General features: G+C 43.7%; 20 protein-coding genes and 1 other annotated feature. Of the genes, 4 read left to right on the top strand and 16 right to left on the bottom strand.

The features are described 5' to 3' along the window. Positions 1-303: 303 nt before the first annotated feature. From ACIQYG_RS02055 to zapA, 6 genes are all read right to left on the bottom strand, one after another. Positions 304-1,062, bottom strand: coding sequence for a GNAT family N-acetyltransferase (locus ACIQYG_RS02055; RefSeq protein ID WP_402835263.1), 759 nt, complete (start codon positions 1,060-1,062; stop codon positions 304-306). A 197-nt stretch (positions 1,063-1,259) separates the two neighbouring features. Further along, positions 1,260-1,667: a DUF350 domain-containing protein gene (locus tag ACIQYG_RS02060; protein ID WP_034309012.1), complete on the bottom strand. Its 408-nt coding sequence runs from the start codon at positions 1,665-1,667 to the stop codon at positions 1,260-1,262. Between the two features lie 65 nt (positions 1,668-1,732). Further along, entirely contained in the window at positions 1,733-4,087 is a 2,355-nt protein-coding gene (locus ACIQYG_RS02065) for an endonuclease MutS2 (RefSeq protein ID WP_402835264.1), read from the bottom strand. A gap of 35 nt (positions 4,088-4,122) precedes the next feature. Beyond that, positions 4,123-5,841 (bottom strand): DNA polymerase/3'-5' exonuclease PolX, encoded by a 1,719-nt coding sequence (gene polX, locus ACIQYG_RS02070; protein WP_402835265.1) that lies wholly within the window; start codon positions 5,839-5,841, stop codon positions 4,123-4,125. Between the two features lie 212 nt (positions 5,842-6,053). After that, positions 6,054-6,599: a CvpA family protein gene (locus ACIQYG_RS02075; protein WP_048678970.1), complete on the bottom strand. Its 546-nt coding sequence runs from the start codon at positions 6,597-6,599 to the stop codon at positions 6,054-6,056. 4 nt (positions 6,600-6,603) lie between these two features. After that, entirely contained in the window at positions 6,604-6,864 is a 261-nt protein-coding gene (gene zapA / locus ACIQYG_RS02080) for a cell division protein ZapA (protein ID WP_048678967.1), read from the bottom strand. Positions 6,865-7,036: 172 nt separating this feature from the next. Here zapA and rnhC point away from each other — a divergent pair, with 172 nt between their 5' ends. Then, positions 7,037-7,996 (top strand): ribonuclease HIII, encoded by a 960-nt coding sequence (gene rnhC, locus ACIQYG_RS02085; protein WP_402835266.1) that lies wholly within the window; start codon positions 7,037-7,039, stop codon positions 7,994-7,996. Positions 7,997-8,193: 197 nt separating this feature from the next. Here rnhC and pheT read toward each other — a convergent pair whose 3' ends face one another. The 3 genes from pheT to ACIQYG_RS02100 all read right to left on the bottom strand — a co-directional run bounded on the left by pheT (position 8,194) and on the right by ACIQYG_RS02100 (position 12,776). Then, entirely contained in the window at positions 8,194-10,608 is a 2,415-nt protein-coding gene (pheT, locus tag ACIQYG_RS02090) for a phenylalanine--tRNA ligase subunit beta (RefSeq protein WP_402835267.1), read from the bottom strand. A 28-nt stretch (positions 10,609-10,636) separates the two neighbouring features. Further along, positions 10,637-11,677, bottom strand: coding sequence for a phenylalanine--tRNA ligase subunit alpha (gene pheS / locus ACIQYG_RS02095; RefSeq protein WP_402835486.1), 1,041 nt, complete (start codon positions 11,675-11,677; stop codon positions 10,637-10,639). Between the two features lie 58 nt (positions 11,678-11,735). Beyond that, positions 11,736-11,974, bottom strand: a binding site (T-box leader). 43 nt (positions 11,975-12,017) lie between these two features. Next, the gene (locus ACIQYG_RS02100; RefSeq protein WP_402835268.1) at positions 12,018-12,776 is read right to left on the bottom strand and encodes a TrmH family RNA methyltransferase; all 759 of its coding nucleotides are present in this window, start codon (positions 12,774-12,776) and stop codon (positions 12,018-12,020) included. Between the two features lie 122 nt (positions 12,777-12,898). On the opposite strand from ACIQYG_RS02100, the gene sspI reads away from it, so the two are divergent. Next, on the top strand, positions 12,899-13,108 hold the full coding sequence (gene sspI, locus ACIQYG_RS02105; RefSeq protein WP_057911488.1) for a small acid-soluble spore protein SspI: 210 nt from the start codon (positions 12,899-12,901) through the stop codon (positions 13,106-13,108). A gap of 16 nt (positions 13,109-13,124) precedes the next feature. Here the strand turns inward: sspI and ACIQYG_RS02110 are convergent, their stop codons facing one another. The 7 genes from ACIQYG_RS02110 to ACIQYG_RS02140 all read right to left on the bottom strand — a co-directional run bounded on the left by ACIQYG_RS02110 (position 13,125) and on the right by ACIQYG_RS02140 (position 21,793). Further along, positions 13,125-13,508, bottom strand: a complete 384-nt coding sequence (locus tag ACIQYG_RS02110; RefSeq protein WP_402835269.1) for a hypothetical protein — start codon at positions 13,506-13,508, stop codon at positions 13,125-13,127. 421 nt (positions 13,509-13,929) lie between these two features. Continuing rightward, positions 13,930-14,727 (bottom strand): general stress protein, encoded by a 798-nt coding sequence (locus tag ACIQYG_RS02115; protein WP_402835270.1) that lies wholly within the window; start codon positions 14,725-14,727, stop codon positions 13,930-13,932. Positions 14,728-14,888: 161 nt separating this feature from the next. Next, entirely contained in the window at positions 14,889-15,818 is a 930-nt protein-coding gene (locus tag ACIQYG_RS02120; protein WP_402835271.1) for a YsnF/AvaK domain-containing protein, read from the bottom strand. Positions 15,819-16,064: 246 nt separating this feature from the next. Next, positions 16,065-17,390 (bottom strand): (Fe-S)-binding protein, encoded by a 1,326-nt coding sequence (locus ACIQYG_RS02125; protein ID WP_402835272.1) that lies wholly within the window; start codon positions 17,388-17,390, stop codon positions 16,065-16,067. Next, complete coding sequence (gene glcD, locus ACIQYG_RS02130) at positions 17,387-18,799, bottom strand: glycolate oxidase subunit GlcD (RefSeq protein ID WP_402835273.1); 1,413 nt, start codon at positions 18,797-18,799, stop codon at positions 17,387-17,389. Before glcD ends, ACIQYG_RS02125 begins: the two co-directional genes overlap by 4 nt. Positions 18,800-18,918: 119 nt before the next feature. Next, positions 18,919-20,031 (bottom strand): PucR family transcriptional regulator, encoded by a 1,113-nt coding sequence (locus ACIQYG_RS02135; RefSeq protein ID WP_402835274.1) that lies wholly within the window; start codon positions 20,029-20,031, stop codon positions 18,919-18,921. 73 nt (positions 20,032-20,104) lie between these two features. Further along, on the bottom strand, positions 20,105-21,793 hold the full coding sequence (locus ACIQYG_RS02140; RefSeq protein WP_402835275.1) for an L-lactate permease: 1,689 nt from the start codon (positions 21,791-21,793) through the stop codon (positions 20,105-20,107). 253 nt (positions 21,794-22,046) lie between these two features. Here ACIQYG_RS02140 and ACIQYG_RS02145 point away from each other — a divergent pair, with 253 nt between their 5' ends. After that, positions 22,047-22,778 (top strand): FadR/GntR family transcriptional regulator, encoded by a 732-nt coding sequence (locus ACIQYG_RS02145; protein ID WP_402835276.1) that lies wholly within the window; start codon positions 22,047-22,049, stop codon positions 22,776-22,778. Between the two features lie 180 nt (positions 22,779-22,958). Then, positions 22,959-23,675, top strand: a complete 717-nt coding sequence (locus tag ACIQYG_RS02150; protein WP_402835277.1) for a (Fe-S)-binding protein — start codon at positions 22,959-22,961, stop codon at positions 23,673-23,675. Positions 23,676-23,686: the final 11 nt, after the last annotated feature.

Consider the following 23,686-nt stretch of genomic DNA (forward strand, 5'->3'; position numbering starts at 1 on the left):
CTACCCCTTTCAGAATGCAGAAGAAAATTTGATCATCTTTTATGTTTTTTACTTGATTATACGAATACCCTCTTTAGATTGAAGAAATTTGCGACACTCCTGCCGAATAACTGGCTAGCCGAGACCCCACAGACGCTTGCGTCGAGGAGGCTTGGCAGACAGTCGGCGGAAAGGGAGCGGATTTTCGAAACCAGATGGAGCTTTTTGGAATAAAAATGAAGGTAAATCGTCCTTCTCTAATTTGTTCACGGATCGGGGTGGGGGCATTCCGATCCTCCTTTTCGTCTACTGAAAGGAGAGGTTCTACTCCTTAGTTTTAATTCTGTACCAATACTTATATTTTTCTTCAAACCCCAATTTTCCGTACAAGCTTAGAGCAGGTTCGTTCGTTTCTATCACCTGAAGATATGCATTTTTTGCTCCGTTTTCTTTCCCCCAATGCAATAGATTACTAATGAGTATTGCACCATTGCCTTGGTTTCGAAAGTTTTCATGGGTAATGATATTGTACAGGCCTATGTATTCGTCTTCCAAAACACCCAGTCCACTTGCTGTCACGGATCCACCCTCATCAGTCAACAACATAAAGCATGTTTTTGGGATGATATTCCTTAACATCTTTTTCAGGATGGTTTGATCATCATCATTAAGATTACTTAGCAGGCAGAATTCTTGAAACCATTCATCATGTAAATGATCATGCTTTATGACATTGGATTCATTCGGTGATTCCGTTTCTGCCAAATTCAATACCTGGACACTTGTTGTTCCCTCAAGGGCATACCCAGACTCTTCCAGTACACGATCCAAGTTGATAGGCATTGCCTGTGGAGTCATTTTGTACACGGCCTTATCATTCCTTGCAAAACATAATTGTTCACAATTCATAATTTTCTTTTTCACATTTTCATTCGATGTATAGATGGGGGTGATAGAATTCGCCCGTTTCGTATATCCATCCGCAAACCGGATAACCCATCCGTCATAGATTTGCGTTTGCAAGGCCGGCAAAGCATTCAGCGATAATTCTTCAATCTTCTGTATCAATTTGGACTGATCCATATTCCTCCTCCTCTCCAAAAGTCTAATTGACCATTATTATTATATCTTTTAATAGAGTTCAAATAAAAGAAGCGGCACAATGGCCGCTTCAATTAAACAATGTCATATAAATGATTCCAAACAGAAAAAAGATTCCGCAACAAACTATTAAGGCTTTTGCAAGTTTCTCCACAGCTTACTCCCTCTCATGAAGGGCATTAAGAAATTCCGGCGCCGATGACAAAAGATAATGCGATTGATATGATCATCGATAGGAATCCAACTGCCCGATTATCTTTTTGTATCTCTTCATCTATTTTAAATCCAGGAGTCATAAATTCAAAAATGAAATAACCGATCAACAGCAGGACAAAACCGTATACGCCCCAGCCAATCATGGTAAGAAGCGAATTCTGATGGAGAATGGACTGTTGGAATACATAGGCGATCCCAAAAATTTTACCACCTGTTGCCAACGCGACAGAAAGGTTTCCCTGTTTGATTTCCTCCCAGTTCTTGTACTTTGTGACAAGTTCAAAAATGGCTAAAAAAACAATCATGCACAGAATAACGACACTGTAACGAGCAGCTATATATACATATTCATTTTCCCACATGTTCTCCATGGTCCAACTCCCGAATGGTAACTAGCCACCCGGCTTGGCTGAATTGCCGGAGTGACCGCTTTCCTTTATTTAAATTCCACCACCGTAACACCTGTTCCGCCTTCACCAGCTTCGCCGAAGCGAATCCTTTTGACAGAGCGGTGATTTTTCAAGTATTCCTGGACCCCGGACCGAAGAGCCCCCGTTCCTTTACCATGAATGATGGAGACACTCGAATAACCGGCCAAAAGAGCATCATCAACATACTTTTCCACTCTTGATATTGCATTTTCAAAGCGTTCTCCACGAAGGTCAAGTTCGACGCTAACGTGATAATCGCGGCCTTTGATTGTGGTAAGCGGCTTTGTTTCTTTTACTTTTGTGCTCTTGATGAATTCTAGGTCAGACTCCTTCACCTTCATTTTCATGATGCCGATCTGAACCTGCCATTCATTATTTGAGACCTTCTCAATCAAGTGACCTTTTTGACCAAAGCTTACGACCTTTACTTCATCTCCAGGTTTCAAGCTTTTATCAAGCGGCCTCGCAGCTTTATTTGATGTTTTTTTCACTTTAGGCGCTGCTTCTTCAAGCCGCTTTTTGGCATCGATCAGTTCATGCTCTTTAACATCGGCATGCTTTTCAAGACGCAGTTTACGTAAGTCGGCAATAATCGCTTCCGCTTCCTTTTGTGCATTTTCAACGATTGCCGCTGCCTCTTTTGCTGCCTTTTCAACCATCGCATCCCGTTCTTCATGGTACTCATCAATTTGCTTTTGAAGGTCTTTATGAAGAATTTCCGCCTGCTTGAGGTGATTCTTGGCTTCCATCTCCTCTTCTTCGGCCTTCTTGCGGCTGTCTTCAAGGGACGCTATCATATTTTCAACTTTATTCGTATCCTCACCAATATGACTGCGGGCGTTGCTTATCACGTTTTCTTCCAAACCAAGGCGCTTGGAAATTTCAAACGCATTACTCCGCCCTGGTACACCGATCAAAAGTTTATAGGTGGGACTCAAGGTTTCCACATTAAATTCCACGCTTGCATTTATGACGCCTTCCCGATCATATCCATACGCTTTTAATTCCGGGTAATGTGTCGTTGCAATCACACGTGCTCCGCGCTTATACACTTCATCCAAAATGGAAATGGCCAAAGCTGCACCTTCCTGTGGATCAGTTCCCGCTCCAAGCTCATCGAATAAAACAAGACTGTCATAATCGACATGCTTAAGGATATCGACAATATTGACCATATGCGAAGAGAATGTACTTAAGCTTTGTTCAATCGACTGTTCATCGCCAATATCTGCATAAACAGAGGAAAACACAGCCGTTTCGGAACCATCCAGCGCAGGGATTTGCAGACCGGACTGGGCCATTAACGTACAAAGGCCAATCGTTTTCAGGGTAACCGTCTTACCACCTGTATTCGGACCGGTGATGACGATTGTCGTAAATTCATCACCAAGAAAAATATCATTGGCCACGACAACATCACTCGGAATGAGCGGGTGTTTCGCTTTGAATAATTTTACGCGACCCTCATTATTCAGAATCGGCTTGGATCCTTTTATCGCTTTTGCATACTTTGCCTTGGCGACAAGGAAATCGATTTGTGCAAGCACTTTGACATTATGAAGCAATTCAGGGGTGAACGCACCGACTTTTTCCGATAGTTCGACCAATATCCGTTCTATTTCCTGAGTTTCCTTCACTCGGGTTTCCTGCAGGACATTATTTAGCTGAACGATTGCTTGCGGTTCAATGAACAACGTCTGCCCTGATGATGATTGATCATGAATGATCCCGCCATATACACTGCGGTATTCCTGTTTCACCGGGATGACGAATCGGTCATTCCGGATGGTGATGATGGCATCGGATAACATTGTTGATGCATTGGAAGAACGGATCATACTTTCCAGTTTTTCCCTAACACGACTTTCGTTCGTCCGAATTTGGTTTCTTAGGGTACGAAGCTTGTCGCTGGCAGAATCCATCACTTCGCCATGTTCGCTTACTGCAAACGTAATTTCCTGCTGCAAATCAATCAATGGATGCAGGGAATCGATATAATCGGCTAAAAGCGGAACATCAATTTCCTGCTCTGCGAGTTCTTCGAAGAAACGGCTGAGGATCCTGCCGGCACGAATCGTACTCGCAAGTTCCATAAGTTCCATCGGCGAGAGCATTCCGCCAATCTGTGCCCTTTTCGCATGTGGACGGATATCGAAAATTCCGCCCAATGGCAAGTTACCTTTCAACCTTACGATTTTGGCTGCCTCATCTGTTTCTTCCTGCCATCTCGACACTTCTTCAAAATCCGTGGAGGGCATCAATTGCTCTGCCTTCTCTTTTCCTATGGATGAGGATGCGTGTGAAATTAATTGTTCTTTTATTTTATGAAATTCCAATGTCTTTAAAGCTTTATTATGCATGGAGTTAAAGCTCCTCCTTATTTATGGGCAAATAGTTAATCATTTCTCTTTAAAAACGCCAATAATCCATCCGTATCCCTTGCATTAAGAACCGTGGATTCTTTAATCCAGCCCTTTTTGGCTGACGAGACCCCAACAGGCATATGTTCAAGCATGTCGATGCTGTGGGCATCCGTATTGATCACGATCGGAACGCCTGCTTCCTGCGCCTTGCGCAGATGCGGAGGTGCCAAATCCAATCGGTTCGGATTCGCATTCAATTCCAAGGCAGTATTCGTTTCACGGGCCAGTTCGATCAGCATCTCTATATCCACATCATAACCGGCGCGTCTGCCGATGATCCTTCCCGTTGGATGGGCGATGATATCTACATTCGGATTATTCAGAGCCGTTTTTAAGCGCTCCATGATCGTTTGCCGAGGCTGTGAAAAGCTTGAGTGAATCGACGCGATCACCAAGTCCATCTCTGCAAGCAGCTCATCGTCATAATCAAGTGTCCCATCAGGAAGTATATCCATCTCTATCCCAGAAAGAACGGTAAAATCAGTGTATTTTTCATTAAGTTCATGGATGATCCGTTTTTGTTCACGTAAACGCTCCGCGGTCAAGCCGTTCGCCACTTTCAGATATTGCGAATGATCGGTGATGGCCATATATCGATACCCTTTTGCACGGCATGCTTCAATCATTTCTTCTATCGTATGAGCCCCATCACTCCATGTGGTATGCATATGCAGATCACCTTTAATGGCCTCTAAAGATATGAGAGGTTCATTAGCATCATAATGCTCCACTTCCGTTCCGTCTTCACGTATTTCTGGCGGAATGAATGGAAGGTCAAAATGATTATAAAATTGTTCTTCCGTTTCAAACGTCAATACATCACCGGTTTCAGTCACTTCCACCCCATATTCGCTGATTTTCTCTCCGCGATCTTTAGCAAGCTGGCGCATCCGCACATTGTGATCCTTCGAACCTGTAAAATGATGGAGTGTCGTGATGAATTCCTTATCCTTAACGATTCGGAAATCAACAGAAATATCATATTCATAATCAAGCACGACCGATACTTTTGTATCACCGGCCGCAATCACCTGTTTTATCCCTTTTAATGCAAGCAGTTGATTCTTAACCTCTTCGGGATGATCTGTCGAGATGATGAAATCGAGGTCCTTGATCGTTTCCCTCATACGCCGGATACTGCCCGCCCTGGAAGAACGGATGATGTATTCCATGTTAGCAAGTGCCGTTTCAATATCAGCCGCAATCGGCCTCATGAAGGCAAGAGGCAGCCGATCCGGCCTTGAACCCGCCTCGGCAATTGCAGACAAGATCTTCTCTTCCGTTTTTTTGCCGAAACCGGCAAGTGCCGCGACCCTGCCTTCTTCACAGGCGATTTTAAGATCATTCACATCATTGACATGCAGTTCTTTATGAAGCTTGGCAATTTTCTTCCCGCCCAAACCTTGTAGCTGCAGAAGCGGAATCAATCCTTTTGGCACCTGCTCCTGAAGCTCTTCAAGCACAGTCGATTTCCCCTCATTTATATACTCTTCGATGACGGATGCCGTTCCTTTCCCGATTCCATTCAAAGCGGTGAAATCTTCGATCTCCGACAGGCTCCGGTCATCCGTTTCCAAGGCGCCCGCTGCCTTTCGGAAAGCTGAAACCTTGAACGGGTTCTCTCCTTTTAGTTCCATATATATTGCAATCTTTTCTAATAATTTAATGATATCTTTTTTATTAATTGTCATTTAATTCACCACCGAAAAAATTAGTAGGGTGTCCCATGTTCACTTTCTTAAAGATACCTTTCTTGGAGGTAAAGTACAAGCAGTCAGATTCTTAACTTTCGAATCAAATAGAAGGAAGATGCATGCTGCTGCATAAAAAGGGGCCTCCCCCGTGTTCAAAGTATAGGAATCCAGGACTTTGAACACGGGAGGCAGGCCCTCTTATACTGACATTAAGATTGTTTTACATCATGAAACCAAAGTTCCTTCACTTGCTCGGAAAGGAACGGCGTATGTTTCACGATCGATTCTGCCAGAAATGAGCCAGTTAACGGTTTCTGGATGGAATCCATTGGCAGCATGGCAGCTATATATAATATAATAAACATGATAAGATAGACTTCGAGAAAACCCAATATCCCTCCGCCCCAGCGGTTAAGCTGCTTTAATATCGGTAGATGGGTAATGAAATTGAGCATGGATCCTATCATTTGCCAAAGAATCTTGGCAGCAAAGAAAATGATTGCAAAGGCAATTGCATTGTAATACGCCGTATCAAGCCCGACTGTATCGAAAAACATATTAAGGGTCGAGGAATCACCCATCGTTGGGAACGGAATCCACAATTTCAAATTGGGAGCAAGATCTCCGTAAAATACATAGGCGACGATGAAGGCTACAATGAACCCTGTCATATGAACCGTTTGTAAAATGAAGCCACGCTTTAAACCGATTAATAAACCGATTAAAAGAATGGCCAGAATTGCTAAATCAAGCATGTACTCAGTCCTTCTCTCTCTTTAATTCCAGTTGAAGCTGGTCTAGTTCATCTTTTAATTTAATATATTCATGGATGGTATTCACGGCCGTTAGCACCGCTAGCTTGCTTGTATCCAAGTATGGATTTTTCATCCTGATTTCTCTCATTTTTTCGTCAACCATCGAAGCGACCAGGCGCATATGACTTGCGCTTTCTGTGCCGACGATTGTATATGGCTGTCCGTATATATCAACTGTTGTTTTATTTCGTTTATCGTCTGACAAAATGATGCCCCCAATCTAAACAATCCTAATTCTATCATATCATGAAGTTTTTCGTCATGAAAGAGAGTACATCGTCATTTCTTGCATTAAAATTTCAATAATTTGTCAAACGATATCGAATTCAGGAAGAAGATTACCTATTAAACAAAATGAAGTTAGGAGCTAACCCATTATGTCCCATGTAGTTTTACTTATCAGCCCTGAACAAATAAAGGCGATGAAGTCCCATTATTCTTCATCCTTGGCCGCCAAGCAGCCGCCGGGGAGCATCTTTTCCGCCAAACCGCCGCTTTGTACAGTGACGGCCTATAAATCCGGGAAGGTCCTTTTTCAAGGTAAGAATGCCGAACTAGAAGCGGTAAAATGGCAAAAAGGTTCCACTGCTGCGGCTCCAAAGAAAAAAACGGCATCCTCTGCATCGGTCAACGTCCATCGATACTCGCCGCCTGCAAATATCGGAACCATGTCAGTAATTGGTTCAGACGAGGTCGGAACAGGAGACTATTTCGGCCCGATGACCGTCGTAGCCGTATATGCCAAAAAGGAGCAACTCGCTCTATTGAAGGAGCTTGGTGTCCAGGATTCCAAAAATCTGAAAGATCCACAGATCATCGACATTGCCAAACAGATTAAGGATGTAGTGCCATTCAGCCTGCTCACATGCGACAACCCGAAATATAATGCGCTCCAGGCTAAGGGAATGTCACAGGGAAAAATGAAGGCACTCCTCCATAACCAAGCAATCATGCACCTCATGCAAAAAATCCAGCCAGAACAAGCGGAAGCCGTCCTTATTGATCAATTCGCTCAACCAGAGGTGTTTTTCAATTACCTGAAAGGCCAAGAACTATTCCAAGCTAATGCCACCTATCTATGCACAAAAGCGGAAGGGATCCACCTTGGAGTAGCAGCCGCATCCATCCTGGCCCGATATGCATTCGTCAAACGCTTTGACTTGCTGAGTGAAAAAGCCGGATTCAAAATCCCTAAAGGTGCCGGATTTGCAGTCGATGAAGCGGCCGCAAGATTGATTCACGAAAAAGGAATCGATTCATTACACGAATTCACGAAAACCCATTTTGCCAACACGGAAAAAGCGAAGCGGCTATATCAACAGAAATATCAAAAATAGAAGAAAGCGGCTGATCTTCCTGAACAGCCGCCTTTTTCTCGTGAGTTTGTGCGGTTTACCCGTGAATTCACGCCGTACTTGTGAGTTTACGCGGTTTTTTATCGTGAATTTACGCCGTTTACTCGTGAGTTTCCACCATTTACTCGTGAAATCCAAAAAGACAGCTCCCCATGATTCAGGGAGCTGTCTTTTTGGTTTTATCCTCTTAGCTCTGCGCCAGCTTTTTCTTTAACGGCTTCAAGCACTTTATCATGTGCTTTTGTTATGTCCTCGTCCGTTAGAGTACGTTCCGGGTCGAAGTATTTCAGTGAGTAGGCAATGGATTTCTTGCCTTCCTCCATTCTATCACCTTCATATAAGTCGAAGATGCTCACTTCTTTCAGCAGTTTGCCACCGGCTTCTTCAATAATATCTTGAATGTCCCCGGCTTTCGTAGCTTGATCCACAACGAGCGCGATATCGCGTGTGGTTGATGGATAGCGCGGAATGGTTTGGTAAGCAATCGGCGCGACTTCTGCTTCGGCCAATGCTTTTAAGGAAAGTTCGAAAATGTATGTTTCTTTAATATCCAAGTCTTTTTGGACAGTTGGGTGCACTTGGCCGATAAAGCCAATTACTTCACCATTCAATAGAACTTCCGCTGTCCGTCCTGGATGCATGTCGTTGATTTCCGCTTGGCGGTAACTGATTTGATCAGCTAATCCAAGTGTATCGAATAATGCTTCGATCACGCCTTTGGCTACAAAGAAATCTACTGGTTTCTTTTCACCTTGCCATAGATGCGACTCCCAAAGGCCTGTGATTGCTCCAGCAATATGTTCTTTTTCTTCAGGCAGTTCTTGTTCGTCACGCTTAAAGAATACCGATCCGATTTCGTACAGTGCCAGTGAATCAATTTGGCGGGCATTGTTATATTTCACGACTTCGAGCAATTGAGGCACGATGCTTAAACGCAGCTGGCTTCTTTCTTCACTCATTGGCATTGCTAACCGAATGGATTCTCTAGCTTCCAATGCGAATTGGGACGCTTTTTCCTGGCTTGTTAGTGAATAGGTCACCGCTTGATAAAGGCCTGCGCCTTCTAGTGTACGGCGTGCTTTCCGCCGTTTAATTTGATAGTCTGTCAATTGGCCTGGGGTAGCAGAACCGATTGGCAGTGTAGCGGGAATATTATCATATCCATATAAACGTGCAGCCTCTTCGACTAAATCAGCTTCAATCGTAATATCGCCACGGCGCGTCGGGACAGTGATCGTGAACGTTTCATTGTCAAGTTCCACTCCGAATTGCAGACGTTTGAAGATTGACTCCACAACTGATACGGTCATGCTTGTTCCAAGAAGTGTGTTGATTTTTTCAAGAGTGATGCTAATGACAGCAGGTTCCATTGTCAATCCATCAACCTCTGCTGCTCCTTGTAAGACTGTTCCGCCTGCATATTGTGCAATCAATTGTGCAGCACGTTCTCCAGCTTCACGAACACGGGCCGGGTCGACGCCTTTTTCAAAGCGGGCACTGGCTTCACTGCGTAATCCATGGTCCTTTGAAGCTTTGCGAACTACTGTACCTGCAAAATATGCACTTTCAAGAATGATGTTCGTCGTATCATTTTTCACTTCGGAATCCGCTCCGCCCATCACACCAGCAATCGCAACAGGCTCGCTGCCATTTGTGATCACTAAATGGTCAGGTGTCAAAGTTCGTTCCGCTTCATCCAATGTTACGATTTTTTCAGCATCCTTCGCTCTGCGGATGACGATTTCCTTTGAACCAAAGCGGTCATAATCAAAGGCATGGAGCGGTTGTCCGTATTCAAGCAAAATGTAGTTCGTGATATCCACCACATTATTATGAGGTCGGATGCCTGCAGACATCAACCTAGTTTGCATCCAAAGCGGTGAGGGTCCGATCTTAACATCCTTGATGATTTTAGCCATGTATATCGGGTTATCTTCTTTCGCTTCCACTTTGACACTGATATAATCAGTTGCTTTTTCAGCTGCCTCTTCTTTCTCGACAACCGGCCATTTCACTTCCCGGCCTAGAATGGCTCCCACTTCATATGCAACACCAAGCATGCTCAATGCGTCGGAGCGGTTTGGAGTCAGCCCAAGTTCCAGCACTTCATCACTTAAACCAAGTTCCTCCAATGCATCTCTCCCTACTTCCACATCATTAGGGAAAACGAAGATACCTGTAGCGTAATCCTTGGAAACAAGCTTGGATTCGAAGCCCAATTCTTGAAGCGAGCAAATCATCCCGTGCGATTCCTCTCCACGAAGTTTCGCTTTCTTGATTTTGAAATTACCTGGAAGGACTGCGCCAACAGTAGCGACTGCGACTTTTTGGCCTTTATCGACATTCGGTGCTCCACAGATGATCTGAACGGGATTTTCGGCCCCGATATCAACTTGGCATTTATTCAATTTATCCGCATTTGGATGCTGTTCACGTTCTAAGACATGCCCGATGACGACCCCTTTTAGCCCTTCACTTTTCTTTTCCACCCCTTCAACCTCAATGCCGCTTTTCGTGATTTTGTCAGCTAGCTCCGTCGCATTGATGCCTGAAAGGTCAACATAATCTTGTAACCATTTATATGAAACAAACATGGTAGGTCCTCCTTTTTAAAATAAAAATTTATGCTTCGTGATGGTTGAATTGTTTTAAGAATCGAACATCATTTGTATAGAAATGACGGATATCGTCCACACCGTACTTCAACATGGCAATCCGTTCCACGCCGATTCCAAATGCGAATCCAGAATATTTCTTGGAATCGAAGCCAGCCATTTCAAGGACGTTCGGATGAACGATCCCGCCGCCAAGCACTTCGATCCAGCCTGTTTGTTTACAAACGCTGCAGCCTTTACCGCCGCAGATTTTACAAGAAATGTCCACTTCGACGGAAGGCTCCGTAAATGGGAAGAAACTTGGACGAAGACGGATTTCACGGTCTTGCCCGAATACTTTTTTCGCAAATACGTCTAGCGTTCCTTTCAGGTCGCTCATGCTGATGTTCTCATCGATGACCAAGCCTTCAATTTGCTGGAATTGATGGGAGTGTGTCGCATCATCATTATCACGGCGATATACTTTTCCTGGGCAAATGATTTTAACAGGAACTTGACCTTTATGTTTTTCCATCGTTCTGGCTTGAACAGGTGAAGTGTGAGTACGCATAAGGATTTCATCCGTGATGTAGAAGGAATCCTGCATATCACGTGCCGGATGGCTTTTTGGCAAGTTAAGTGCCTCAAAGTTGTAGTAGTCGCTTTCGACTTCAGGACCTTCTGCAACGGTATAACCCATCCCGATGAATAGGTCTTCGATTTCTTCCACGACACGTGTTAATGGGTGTAGATTCCCCTTGTTTACCGGACGTCCTGGAAGTGTGACGTCAATCGTTTCAGTTGCTAGCTTGGCATTGACTGCCGCAGTTTCAAGCGCTTTTTGTTTCTCCTCGATCTTTGTTGCGATCGCTTCCCGTACATCATTGGCTAGTGCCCCGATTTTCGGACGTTCTTCGGCAGATAATTTACCCATGCCGCGCAATACCTCAGTTATTGGCCCTTTTTTCCCTAAATAAGCAACACGGACTTCATTCAGTTCTTTTAATTCGGAAGCGGCGGCAACTTTTTGCAACGCTTCTTCCTGCAGTTCTAGTAAACGTTCCTGCATCATGTCTTCCTCCTTTATTTTCCTTTTGTAAAAATGAACACAAAAAAACCCCGATCCCTAAAGGGACGAGGTTTATGTATCGCGGTACCACCCTTATTAGTGCACAAATAAACTTCTGCACTCACTTCATTAAAAATAACGGCTCTTCACCGGAACATTTTTCAGACAATCTGTCTTCCCAATGCCAACTCGAAAGGTGAATTCACTTAAGCAGTGCCATAAAAATGCTTTCAGTCAAGGCATTTTCTCCCTGGTTATGGTTAACTTTAAGCTACTACTCTTTGTCATCGTCGTTTCATTATAAAATTCTGTTTTATTATATTATAATTCTTCGGCCGTTTCAAATCGATTTTCGTAAATGGTACATTAAAATCCCGGCAGCGATCCCCACATTCAATGATTCGCTTTTTCCGTAGATGGGAATATAGAGGTTTTTAGTCGTTTTCTCCAATAATTCCTTTGATACTCCTTGGCCTTCATTACCGACCAGCAGGGCAAATCGGGAAGACTTTTCCACTTCTTCAAATGGCGATGCCCCTTCTAATGCCGTGCCATAAACCGGTGTGCCGCTTTGCTTCAGCTCATCGATGATTTCGGATAGGCTCCCTTTAATGACAGGCATATGGAAGAGGCTACCTTGAGTCGAACGGACCACTTTGGGATTATACAAGTCAGCACACCCTTCACCTAGTATGACCGCATCGATTCCAGCTGCATCCGCTGTCCTGATCATCGTTCCAATATTCCCCGGATCTTGGACGGCATCGATCAACAATAGCTTATCGGGATTGATGGATGCCATGCTCGTTGATTTCTGTTCACAAACCGCAGCAATTCCCTGCGGGGCTTCGGTATCGCTAATCGCCTTCATAATATCATTTTTCACATAAATGAGTTCTGTGCCTTCCACCTTAAAATGGGCAGGCATTTCAGTTTCTTCATTGATGATCACTTCCAAGACGATTTCTTCTTTTAAGGCTTCTTCAACTAGGTGAAAGCCCTCGACTAAATATTTACCTGTTTTATCCCGTTCTTTTTTCGTCAAAAGTTTTTTCCATTGCTTAACTTGCGGGTTTTTTACGGATTCGATATATTTCAAGGGTAAACGCTCCTTTAACTTCACACTGATTTTCCTATTATAACGCAATTCACATACATATTGCATGCGAGTTTGTGAAATGCTATTAATGTCAGTCATTATGTGTTAGAGGAGGAATAATTATGAATTTAAACTTACGTAATGCGATCATCCAAAATGTATCTGGAAATTCGCAAGAGCAGCTGGAAGACACGATTGTAGATGCCATACAAAATGGCGAGGAAAAAATGCTTCCTGGATTGGGAGTATTATTCGAGGTAATCTGGCAAAATTCATCTGAGCAGGAAAAACAGGAAATGATCACTGCCCTCGAAGCAGGATTAAAAAAATAACAGCCTTCAACGGCTGTTATTTTTTTGATCTCGCTTCGCCAGCCTTCAGTCCTTCGATGGAGACTTCTTCATCAAGCAGCAAGATGAATTTTTTTGCGCTCACTTCTTCAAGCATCGCTTTTGTCTCAGCAAAAGAGTAGCCGTATTTCGTGAAAAAGCTGCGTAAATCTCCAGATCCTTCATCTGTGAAGTAGTGGAAAATTTTCAAAAAAAGCGTGTCTTCCTTATCCTGATTGGCAATGATCAGTATATCCGTATGTTCATTTCCAAGCTGCACATAATTTTTTATATCAGCTGCCACTGTCATTTGGGTGCCAGATATGCCTTTAGCTTTTAAGTCTTGAATTGCAGCAAGTAGTTCCGGATTAGAGTCAAAAACACCATATACGTTTTTTTCCATGTTTCTCCCTCTCCTTGTTACTCTACTAAAAATAAAATTCCTTTGTCATTATACCTTGCGGCTTTATCAATAAACAAGCAAATAGTCTATTGAAATGAACGAGGGAACCCTCTGCCTAAAGGGTTTTTTAAAATAACGGCCTGGAAACAAACTAGATGAAAAATCGAGTTTGCCTACAGTTTCTTAATGGGCTTGTACAATTTGAACGTTGATTTCCATTCCAGGCACTCGTTTTCCGCGGGCGGTCAGGGGGCTTTGCCCCTTCCTCCCAAACAACTAGATAGAAATCAGATCTGAGGAATTGAAGATGATGCTTTGGGTCAGTTGGTTCTGGAACATCATTTGATGATAGCTATATTTTCCATTCCCTATTTATCTACAAACTGAAGAACAGCCTTGTGCAGGCTGTTCTTTTTACGTATTACAGATTGTCGGTATTGATTCGATTTTTGATATATTCATCCTGCAAGCCTTCCTCTTGCTGCCCGCTAGCCTTATTCATTGAACCTTGAGCATCAAGGGCTTTGTCAGTATCGGCAGAAAACGGTTCTGCATGTGGGTCGCTTGCAAGTGTCCCTTCATGATTCCCTGGTTTTTGCTTCTTGAATTTTTCTGTAGAATTCCCCCAGATTTCCCTTTCTTGAGCCCGCTTCGTATCCAGCTCTTCATTTTCAAAGATGTTGGCGGAATTCCCATGAAGTTCTTCGGTTCTTCCTGGCTGTGCTTTCACTTCCCCTGTTTGATAGGCATTCTCTGTTGTTTCAGGAAAAAGGTTCGGGTCCGGATTGTTCACCACCCCTGTTTTAAGCGGATTCTCTGCAGGTTCGTCCGTATCCTCCATGCGATTGGAAGTTATGCTCTCTCGTGCTGAAACGGTTTCCGATTCATCTAAAAGAATCAGATATTTTCCGGCCTCCACTTCATTTATATAAGCGGTGGCTTCACTATCGGATAGTCCTAATTCACCTAGTCGGTTCCTTATATCTTCAGAACCCTCGTTCATGAAAAAGTGCCTCATCTTATCAATGAAGGAATCCTCGTTAGATTTAGTAACGACGTCGACATCGGGAACAGGCTTTTCATTGACGAAATCCAAATCTTCTTTCCTATCAGCCATTACCGTTATTTCCCCTTCATGGACCCCCTTTTCCTTGAGGGATTGTATAGCCTGGATCATTTCACTTTCCGTATTAAAAACACCATATAATGTTTTTCCCATGCTTCTTCCTCCTCCTATTTTTCCGATAATTCTCCTTAAGTGTATTTATACCCTGATGGGTGCTAATTAAACAAAAAGGTTTGCCTTCCTATCGAACAATCAGTCTTTAAAATCAAAAAGAAACCTGCAGTTTTTAAAACTGCAGGTTTTTTCCTTCACTCTTAGAAGCGGTCGGTTCTACGTTCAGTTGCCTTTTTCTCATTCACGATCGATTCATCTGTACTATCAAGCTGGATATCTTCCTTTTTAAGAGTTTCCTGAACTTGTTCCGTTTCTTGTACCGCATGTTTCTTGATGACAATTTCATCTGTGACAACCGGTTTTTTCGAAACTTCCAGTTTTTCTTCAACAACTGGGATTCGCAATGTTTCCCCATCTTCAATGCTTCCGGTTTCCAGATTTGCTTCACGTCCCGAAACCGATCTATGCTCGACTGTCACTTCTTCGTGTTCAACAGGGACATTAATCGTTTTATGCTGTTCATTGACTTCTTTGTTAATGACGACTTCTCCCGTCTGAACCCTTTCTTTGTCAATGTTCAGCTGTTCTTCCCGAAGTGTAAGCGTCCTTTCATCTTCTGGCAACTCACGGCCTCGTCCGTTGACTCCATAAACATCTTCTTTATTTAATGCATCGGTCTTTTCCGTACCATTATATAGTTGATTGGTGGAGTTTGTATCAAGCCTTGTACCGGCAGTGTCCATTGTACCAGTCGTGAATTTATCCTTTGCCGTTCCAAGATGGCCTTCACCTTCTTCAACCAGAACCAGGACTTTTCCATTTTCTACATCAAAGACATGTTCAGCTGCATCGCTATTCGAAAGGCCTGCATTCGCCAATCTTGTTGAAAGGTCTGCCGTATCTTCCGGCATGAAGAAACGTGCCACCTTGTCCATAAATGATTCGTCATTAGGAACATTCGTCATTGTATGAACATCCGTTTCACGTTGATGGTTCGTGAAATCCAAAGTTTCTTCCTTGTCTGCGACAACCGTAATATCGTCCCCTTCAAAACCCTTTGCCTTAAGTGCATTAATTGCTTGGATCACTTCTGCATTTGATTCATATACTCCATATACTGTTTTATTCATTTTACATTCCTCCTTAGGTTTTATTGTTTCGTTTAGTGGATGCTATATATAAACAATACCCGCCATGTTCCTAAGTAAACGAGGAATCCATATTTCATTTTTGTTATATCATTTACAATTCGTTCTCAGCACAGAACGCTTTTTTAGTTGAAACCCAGGCTTTACAAGGGTTTCCCCATTTATAAAGATGTAATGTTTAACCCATAAATGCCATTTCATTTACTTCTTGTAATCTATTTTCTTCTATTATAAAGCCACAGCCTTTATTAGCAGGTCCGCAATATGCACCGCTTTTGTACATTCCCCCACGTTTTCCCTCTCGATCCCCAATTGCATTTGCAACAGACAGCCAGGGTTTGCCGTGACAACAATATCGGCCTGTGTCGATTTCGTGTGCTGCATTTTAGAGTCAAGAATATTCATGGACATCTTTGATTCAACAATATTATAAATCCCAGCTGAGCCGCAGCATCGATCGGCATCCCTCATTTCCCTGAAATCGATTCCTTCTATCGATTGTAGGAGAATTCGCGGAGCCGAGGAGGTGTTCATCACATTCCGTAAGTGACAGGAATCCTGGAAAGTTACGGATTGAGCTGGCAGTTTAAGGCGAACTTTTTCCTGAAAACGCAAATCGACAAGAATCTGGCTGATATCTTTCAATTTATTTTTAAATGCGGTTGCACGGTCGTGCCATTCCGGTTCATCTTGGAGCAGATGGTCATAATCTATGAGAAAAGCACCACAGCCGCCTGCATTCGTAATAATATAATCAACTTCCCCAGCTTCAAAGGCTTCAATATTACGCTTGGCCAGTTGTTTTGCACCTGCTTTTTCCCCACTGTGCCCATGCAGCGCCCCGCAACATGCCTGGGATTTTGGAATCACGATTTCACATCCGGCCAGCTGTAGCAGCTTTAGTGTGGCCTTGTTCGTTTCCAAAAACATCGTATCCATCAAGCATCCGGAAAAGAAAGCCACCTTTTTGAGCGGTGTTCCGATTGCAGGCAGCTCGGTTGGCCTATTTTTCATTTCTGATTTTTTCGGGACTTTCGGCAGCACTCTTTCCATGGTTGCCAAATTATCCGGAAGCATATTGAGGACTCCCGTTTTCCGGGCCACATATTGCAGGCCAGATCTCTGATAGAAGCCAAGCAAACTTGTCATGGCCTGCATTCGCTCCTGGTGCGGGAATAATCCACTAAAAACGGCCTTGCGAATCGTTTTTACAGGGAAGCTATGTTTTTTATTCTGCTGGATGATATCCCTTGCTTCTTCAAGAAGATGTCCATATTTCACACCTGAAGGACACACAGGCTCACAAGCCCTGCAGCCGAGGCAAAGACTCAACGAACGTTCTACATCCTCATCGGGCTCAATCACACCTTCCGCCACCGCTTTCATAAGTGCAATCCGGCCCCTTGGTGAATGGGATTCCTTCAGCCCCGATTCTATGTATGTCGGGCAGTGGGGTAAGCAAAAGCCGCAGCGCATACAATTCAACAATTCATCTTCATTCATTCTTTCCGCGAATTGAATGGCAATGGTTTCCCTTTCCTGAACTGTGGTCATGTAGAAACCACCACCCTTTTTCTCGTTTCCTTGGCAAATACCTTGCCGGGATTCATGATGTTATTGGGATCGAAAGCTTGTTTAATCGCCCTCATGGCATCAATCCCTTCTTTCTTCAGCTTCCATTCAAGATACGGAGCCTTCATCGCTCCTACACCATGTTCACCGGTAATCGTCCCGCCAAGGTCGATAGCCGCGGCAAAAATGTCAGCAAAAGCGAGCTCCACCCTCTCCATTTCCTCATGATCACGAGCGTCGGTAATGCAAGTTGGATGCAAGTTCCCATCCCCAGCATGACCGAAAGTGCAAATGTCCACGTTATGTTTGTCAGCGATCTCATTAATCGTTTTAACCATTTTGGCAATTTCCGATCTTGGAACGGTGGCATCTTCCAAGATGGTCGTCGGCTTGAGCCGTGCCAATGCGGAAAGTGCTGTCCGTCTTGCCGTTTTCAAGGCGACAGCGTCAGATTCCGTTTCGGCAATTTCCACGGAAACCGCCTTTTCCTCTAGACAGATATCGGCCATTCTTTTCATATCACGTTCCACCACTTCAGGCGGGCCATCCTGTTCAATCAGCAGGACGGCTTCCACATTGGTAGGCAAACCGATTTTCGCGAAGTCTTCAACAACGATCAATGTGGGCCGATCCAGAAATTCCAATGTAACAGGAATGATCTTATTTGAAATGATCTTGGCCACTGACTGGGCTGCAGCATCCAGATCTTGATATAAGGCAAGCATCGTCTTAGTCGTTTCCGGCATTGGGATCAGCTTTAAGGTCGCTTCCGTAACGATGCCCAAAGTCCCTTCCGATCCTACAAAAAGTTTCGTTAAATCATATCCAGCTACATCTTTGGCAAGCTTGCCCCCAGTTCGAATGATGTCCCCATTCGGAAGGACCACTTCAAGCCCGATGACATAATCACGGGTGACTCCATACTTTAACCCTCTCAGTCCGCCGGAGTTCTCATTAATGTTGCCGCCAATCGTGGAGATTTTCATCGAACTTGGATCCGGCGGATAAAACAATCCCTTCTCTTCAACTGCGGAAATCAAGTCCAATGTGACGAACCCAGGCTGTACGGTCGCCGTTAAGTTCTCTTCATCTATTTCAAGTAATGAATTCATTCGATTGAATAAAAGGACAAGCCCCCCCTCTGTCGGGCAGGTGCCTCCGCTTAAATTCGTACCAGACCCGCGGGGAACGATCGGAACATTGTATTCGTTGCAAACTTTGACGATGGCTGCGACTTCGGCTGTGCAGCCCGGCTTAATGACAGCATCCGGCATGGCTTGAAACCCTGGCGTTGCATCATATGAATGGACTAGACATTCCACTTTCGAGTCATCGTAATTCTCCTGACCGACTATGGTAAGAAGTAGCTGCTTAACCTGCTTTGTTAACATGTACATCCTCCTCAAATAAACATAGGAAATTCGAGATTTTTTTATATGATGTAAGTATAAGAAAAAAAACACTCAGCCTTCTATGTATGAACATATAGAATTTAGAGCTTTTCATAGAATTAATTTGTATGTTTATCCAATACACATACTGCTAGATACATAGTGACTAAATCGGCTAGCTTCCGAGGATTCAGCCGGGTCAAATCTTCTATGCGCTTGAGCCTGTAATGGAGGGTATTGATATAGATATGCAGGGCTCTAGCGGTCTCCTTTAAAGATAGATCACATGCAAAATACATGGAAAGGGTTTTAAGCAGATCCTCATTAGGAAGCAACTCCTGAATCGTCCGGGATAAATATTCCTGTCTTGTTTCAGCGGTAACTTCATCAAGCAGGACCTCAAGTTTCAAGTCCTCGTCAAATATGATCCCCGATGAAGGAAACGCGATTTTCAAGGAACGTTCCGCTTTAAAAAACGCGAACCTGAAAGCGGCTCCTGATGCACGCGAACTAACTCCTGCACACACTTTATAACCCGAGCTCTCTTCCAGTCTTTTTTGCAGTTTACTTAATTTCTTTAATTGCTGGATTTTTGAACCGAAGAAATCGGCCATTGAAAGAATGACGAATTGGTTCCTCCCCCAACGTACTGCGATGTCATTGGGATGCTGCTGTCTTATGAATATCTGAAGCGTTTTCCACACATTAGGTTCAATGATCTCCTCAGTCTTAAATTCACCAAGGGTGATGATCCGGTCTGCATGAACATCGACCCCAAGCAACTTGGCCTTCTGAAGGAAGAGATCATTGAACGTCTTCAGCTGATGCCATTCAAACACAAAGAATTCCATTAGACGTGATTGGGATTCTGCTTGTTCGATATGATAGCTTTCCTGAATGAACATCTCCGTCATTTTTTTAAAAAGTTCCGCATAGGGAGAAACATGTTTGGGGTCGCCCGTAATTCCAATGACACAAACGGCTTCCTGATTGAAGAAAATGGGCAGGTTTATCCCTGCCTTCACTCCTTTCCAACTTCGTTCATCCTGTTTATTGATGATCAATTTCTCACGATTGTTGAAAGCGTGAATGGCCCCTTCATGAAAAGATCCAATACGGCTGCCATCGGTGCTGGCGATAATCGTGCCAGCATGGTCAATAATGATGATCTCCTCATCAATCAGTTTTCGAACCTCATGCACCAATTTTCCTGCCACAGCTGCCAATTGCATTAAATGTCCTCCTTTTTTGAATCGACTTAAAAATATTTCAAGGCTCCCCTATGAAAAGGGAGCCTCATTCTAATTATGGAATCATCCAGGAAAGGACGCCATTTTGCAAGAAGGTAATCACACAAACAAGCAGCAATAAAAATAAGCTATGTTTGAGCGTGAATCTCAATAATTCCGATTCCCTGCCCGCCAATCCAACGGCAGCACAGGCAATCGCTATCGATTGGGGGGAAATCATCTTTCCGGTGACTCCTCCGGAAGAGTTCGCCGCCAGTGCCAGGACCGGTTCCATCCCCACTTTAAGCGCAGTCACTTTCTGCAGACTGCCAAATAAGAGGTTGGCTGATGTATCCGATCCGGTAATGAACACACCCAGCCAGCCGAGAACCGGTGCAAAGAACGGAAATAAATCACCCGATTTTGCCAGGGTCATCCCTAATGTTGTCGACATGCCTGAAGCATTCGTCACATAAGCAAAAGCGACCACGGTAGAAATCATCAAGATTGGTTTGGCCAACTCTTTCATCGCTTCAACAAAGGTGCCATAAAAGTCTTTTGCAGACATGTGTGCGATGAACTTCGTTACGATGGCGGCCAGTAAAATGGCCGTCCCGGCTGCTCCGAGCAGTTCTACTTTATAGAAAGCTGCAATCGGCAATCCGTTACTTCCGATTATCTCATTATGCAGACCTGGCACTTGGATTTGGAAGGTTAATAGTTTCCCGATTTCATTGATTCCGCCAAGCAGCACATTGTTGCCTTCATAATGTCCGGATAGTGCCGGCTTTATTGGGTTCATCCCCCATATTGTTATGAAAAGCGTTAACAGAAGGAATGGTGACCAAGCATGGAATATCTGCCATTTCGTGTATTTCGTTTCCGCTTCGGCCGTATATAATGGTTCGACAGCAGCTGCCGTTTCCTCTGATGCAAAGCGAAAGATCGTTTTAGGTTTCCAGAATTTAAGAAAAATCGCCAATGCAAACAGTGACACTAACGCGGAAAGGATGTCCGGTAATTCGGGCCCAAGAAAATTCGAACTTAAGTACTGTGTGATGGCAAAGGAAAATCCGGAAACCAAAATTGCCGGCAAGACTTCAATCGACCTTTTCCACCCTGTCATGATTAAAATGAGATAAAGCGGAATGAGAGCCGAAAGGAATGGCAATTGGCGGCCGACCATTTTGGAAATCTCCATGGCGGCTATGCCAGTAGGGCCTTCCATGGCGATGATCGGTATTCCAACCGCCCCGAATGCTACCGGAGCGGTATTCGCGATCAAGCAAATCCCGGCTGCATACAGCGGGTTAAATCCGAGACCGACCAATAGCGCGGCTGAAATGGCGACCGGTGCTCCAAATCCCGCGGCACCTTCTAAAAAGGCCCCGAAAGAAAATGCCACCAATAATGCCTGGAGGCGGCGGTCTTCCGTAAGCGAAAGCACCGAAGAACGAATGATATTGAATTGTCCGCTTTTAACAGTCATTTTGTACAAAAATACGGAAGTGATGATTATCCATCCGATTGGGAGCAGCCCATATACGGCTCCTTGTGAAGCGGACATCACAGCTTTTCCTGCAGGCATTCCATATATCAATACAGCCACTGCAAGAGCTACAAGCAGCGTGGTTACACCTGCAATGTAACCTTTCATACGTTTGATGGTAAGCGCCCAGAAAAAGTAAAGAATTGGAATGAGTGCAGCAAGAGATGATAAAACTAAATTATCGGTGATCGGCGTAAAGTTTTGTGTCCATGTCATTCATTTCGACTCCATTTTCTATAAATTTTTTAAAAAATCAGAAATCAACCGCTAATTGAAACCCCTTACATATTCAAATATTCAAAGTCATCAGATGACTTGATGAGTACTCATTAAAATTAAATGATTGAAAATATAAAATCAAGATTTTTTTTATTTTTTGTTGATTTTTCACCCTTCTGGAAGTGTCAAAGATCATTTGTGTTATATAATATTAACCAGAGAAACTCATAGAAAATAGAGGTGCTACTACTTGGTATATAAAAAAATAAAGCCGAAAAAAATTTATGAAGAAGTCAGCGATGAACTTTATGAAATGATTCGGTCAGGCAGCCTGAAACCAGGTGAACAATTGGATTCCATTCAGCAGCTTGCGGAAAATTTCCAAGTCGGGCGCCCGGCCATCCGCGAAGCATTAAGTGCATTGAGTTCAATGGGTCTTATTGAAATAAAACAAGGTGAAGGAACATTCGTCAAAACCTTCGACCCCACCATCATGAACCACCCCTTGTCTGCCGCCCTTTTGATGGATCAAGACAATATCAAACATTTACTGGAAGTTCGGAAAATCCTTGAGTCCGGTACGGCAGAAGTGGCAGCGAAGAAGAGAACGGAAGATAACCTTATCGAACTCAAGGACAGGCTCTTTGATATGGAAAAGGTATCAGATGATGAAGAGCTCAGTGATAAAGCGGATATCGCCTTCCATGTTGCCGTGGCAAACGCATCACAAAATGAGCTGCTGATTACATTGATGAATCACGTTTCGGAATTAATGACGGAAAAGATGCGTGATATCCGCCGGATTGCGCTTTATTCCGAAGAGATGACACTTAAGCAGCTTTACCAGCAGCATGTCAGGATATATGATGCAATTGTGGCACAGGATGAAGACGGAGCCCGCAGTGCCATGCTATTTCACCTTCAGAGCGTCGAGGAATCACTGGACCGGGTCATCCAAAAGAATCAGCAAAAGAATAATTGACATTCCTTTAAATTTTAAAAATACCCTATACAAAAAAGGATTAAATTGATATATTATTTTGAAAACGATTACTTCATTTAAAAATCTTGGAAATTGGTATATTCACTTAGCCATTTCCTTTTTCCATTTTTTAGTCATCAGATGACCTGTTAACATATTTTTAAAAAGGAGGAGTTCAGTTTGAAAGTTACTCTCTTTGCAACATGTTTAGTGGATTTGTTTCAATCCAATGTCGGCAAAGCCACAGTGGAGCTACTCGAGAGATTAGGCTGTGAGATCGATTTCCCGGAGTCCCAGATATGTTGCGGACAGCCGGCATATAATAGCGGGTATACGAAGGAATCGAAGGAAGCCATGAAAAAGATGATTAAAACATTCGCGGATGCTGAATACATCGTAACCCCTTCCGGTTCCTGTGCAGCGATGTTCAAGGAATATCCGGTTCTTTTCAAAGGCGATGCCGAATGGGAAAAGAAAGCGGCATCATTAGCGGCTAAAACATATGAATTGTCCCAATTCATCGTGGATGTCTTAAAAGTGACCGACGTCGGAGCGACCCTTAAGGGAAAGGCCACTTATCATACTTCATGCCATATGACACGGCTGCTTAAGGTGAAGGAAGCACCTGCCATTTTATTAAGCCATGTCAGGGGACTGGAAATGACACCACTTCCGGATGCCCAAAACTGCTGCGGGTTCGGGGGGACATTTTCGGTTAAGATGGGTGACATTTCCGGGCAAATGGTCGAGGAAAAGGTATGCAATATTGAAGATACCGGGGCAGATTTTTTAATCGGCGGGGATGCAGGATGTTTGATGAATATTGGCGGACGGATCCAAAGGAAGCGGCAACCGGTGAAAGTGCTTCACATTGCGGAAGTCCTGAATAGTATTTAAAAGAAAGCGAG

The organism is Peribacillus sp. NPDC096622 (genome assembly GCF_044762665.1).
GTDB lineage: Bacteria > Bacillota > Bacilli > Bacillales > DSM-1321 > Peribacillus > Peribacillus frigoritolerans_B.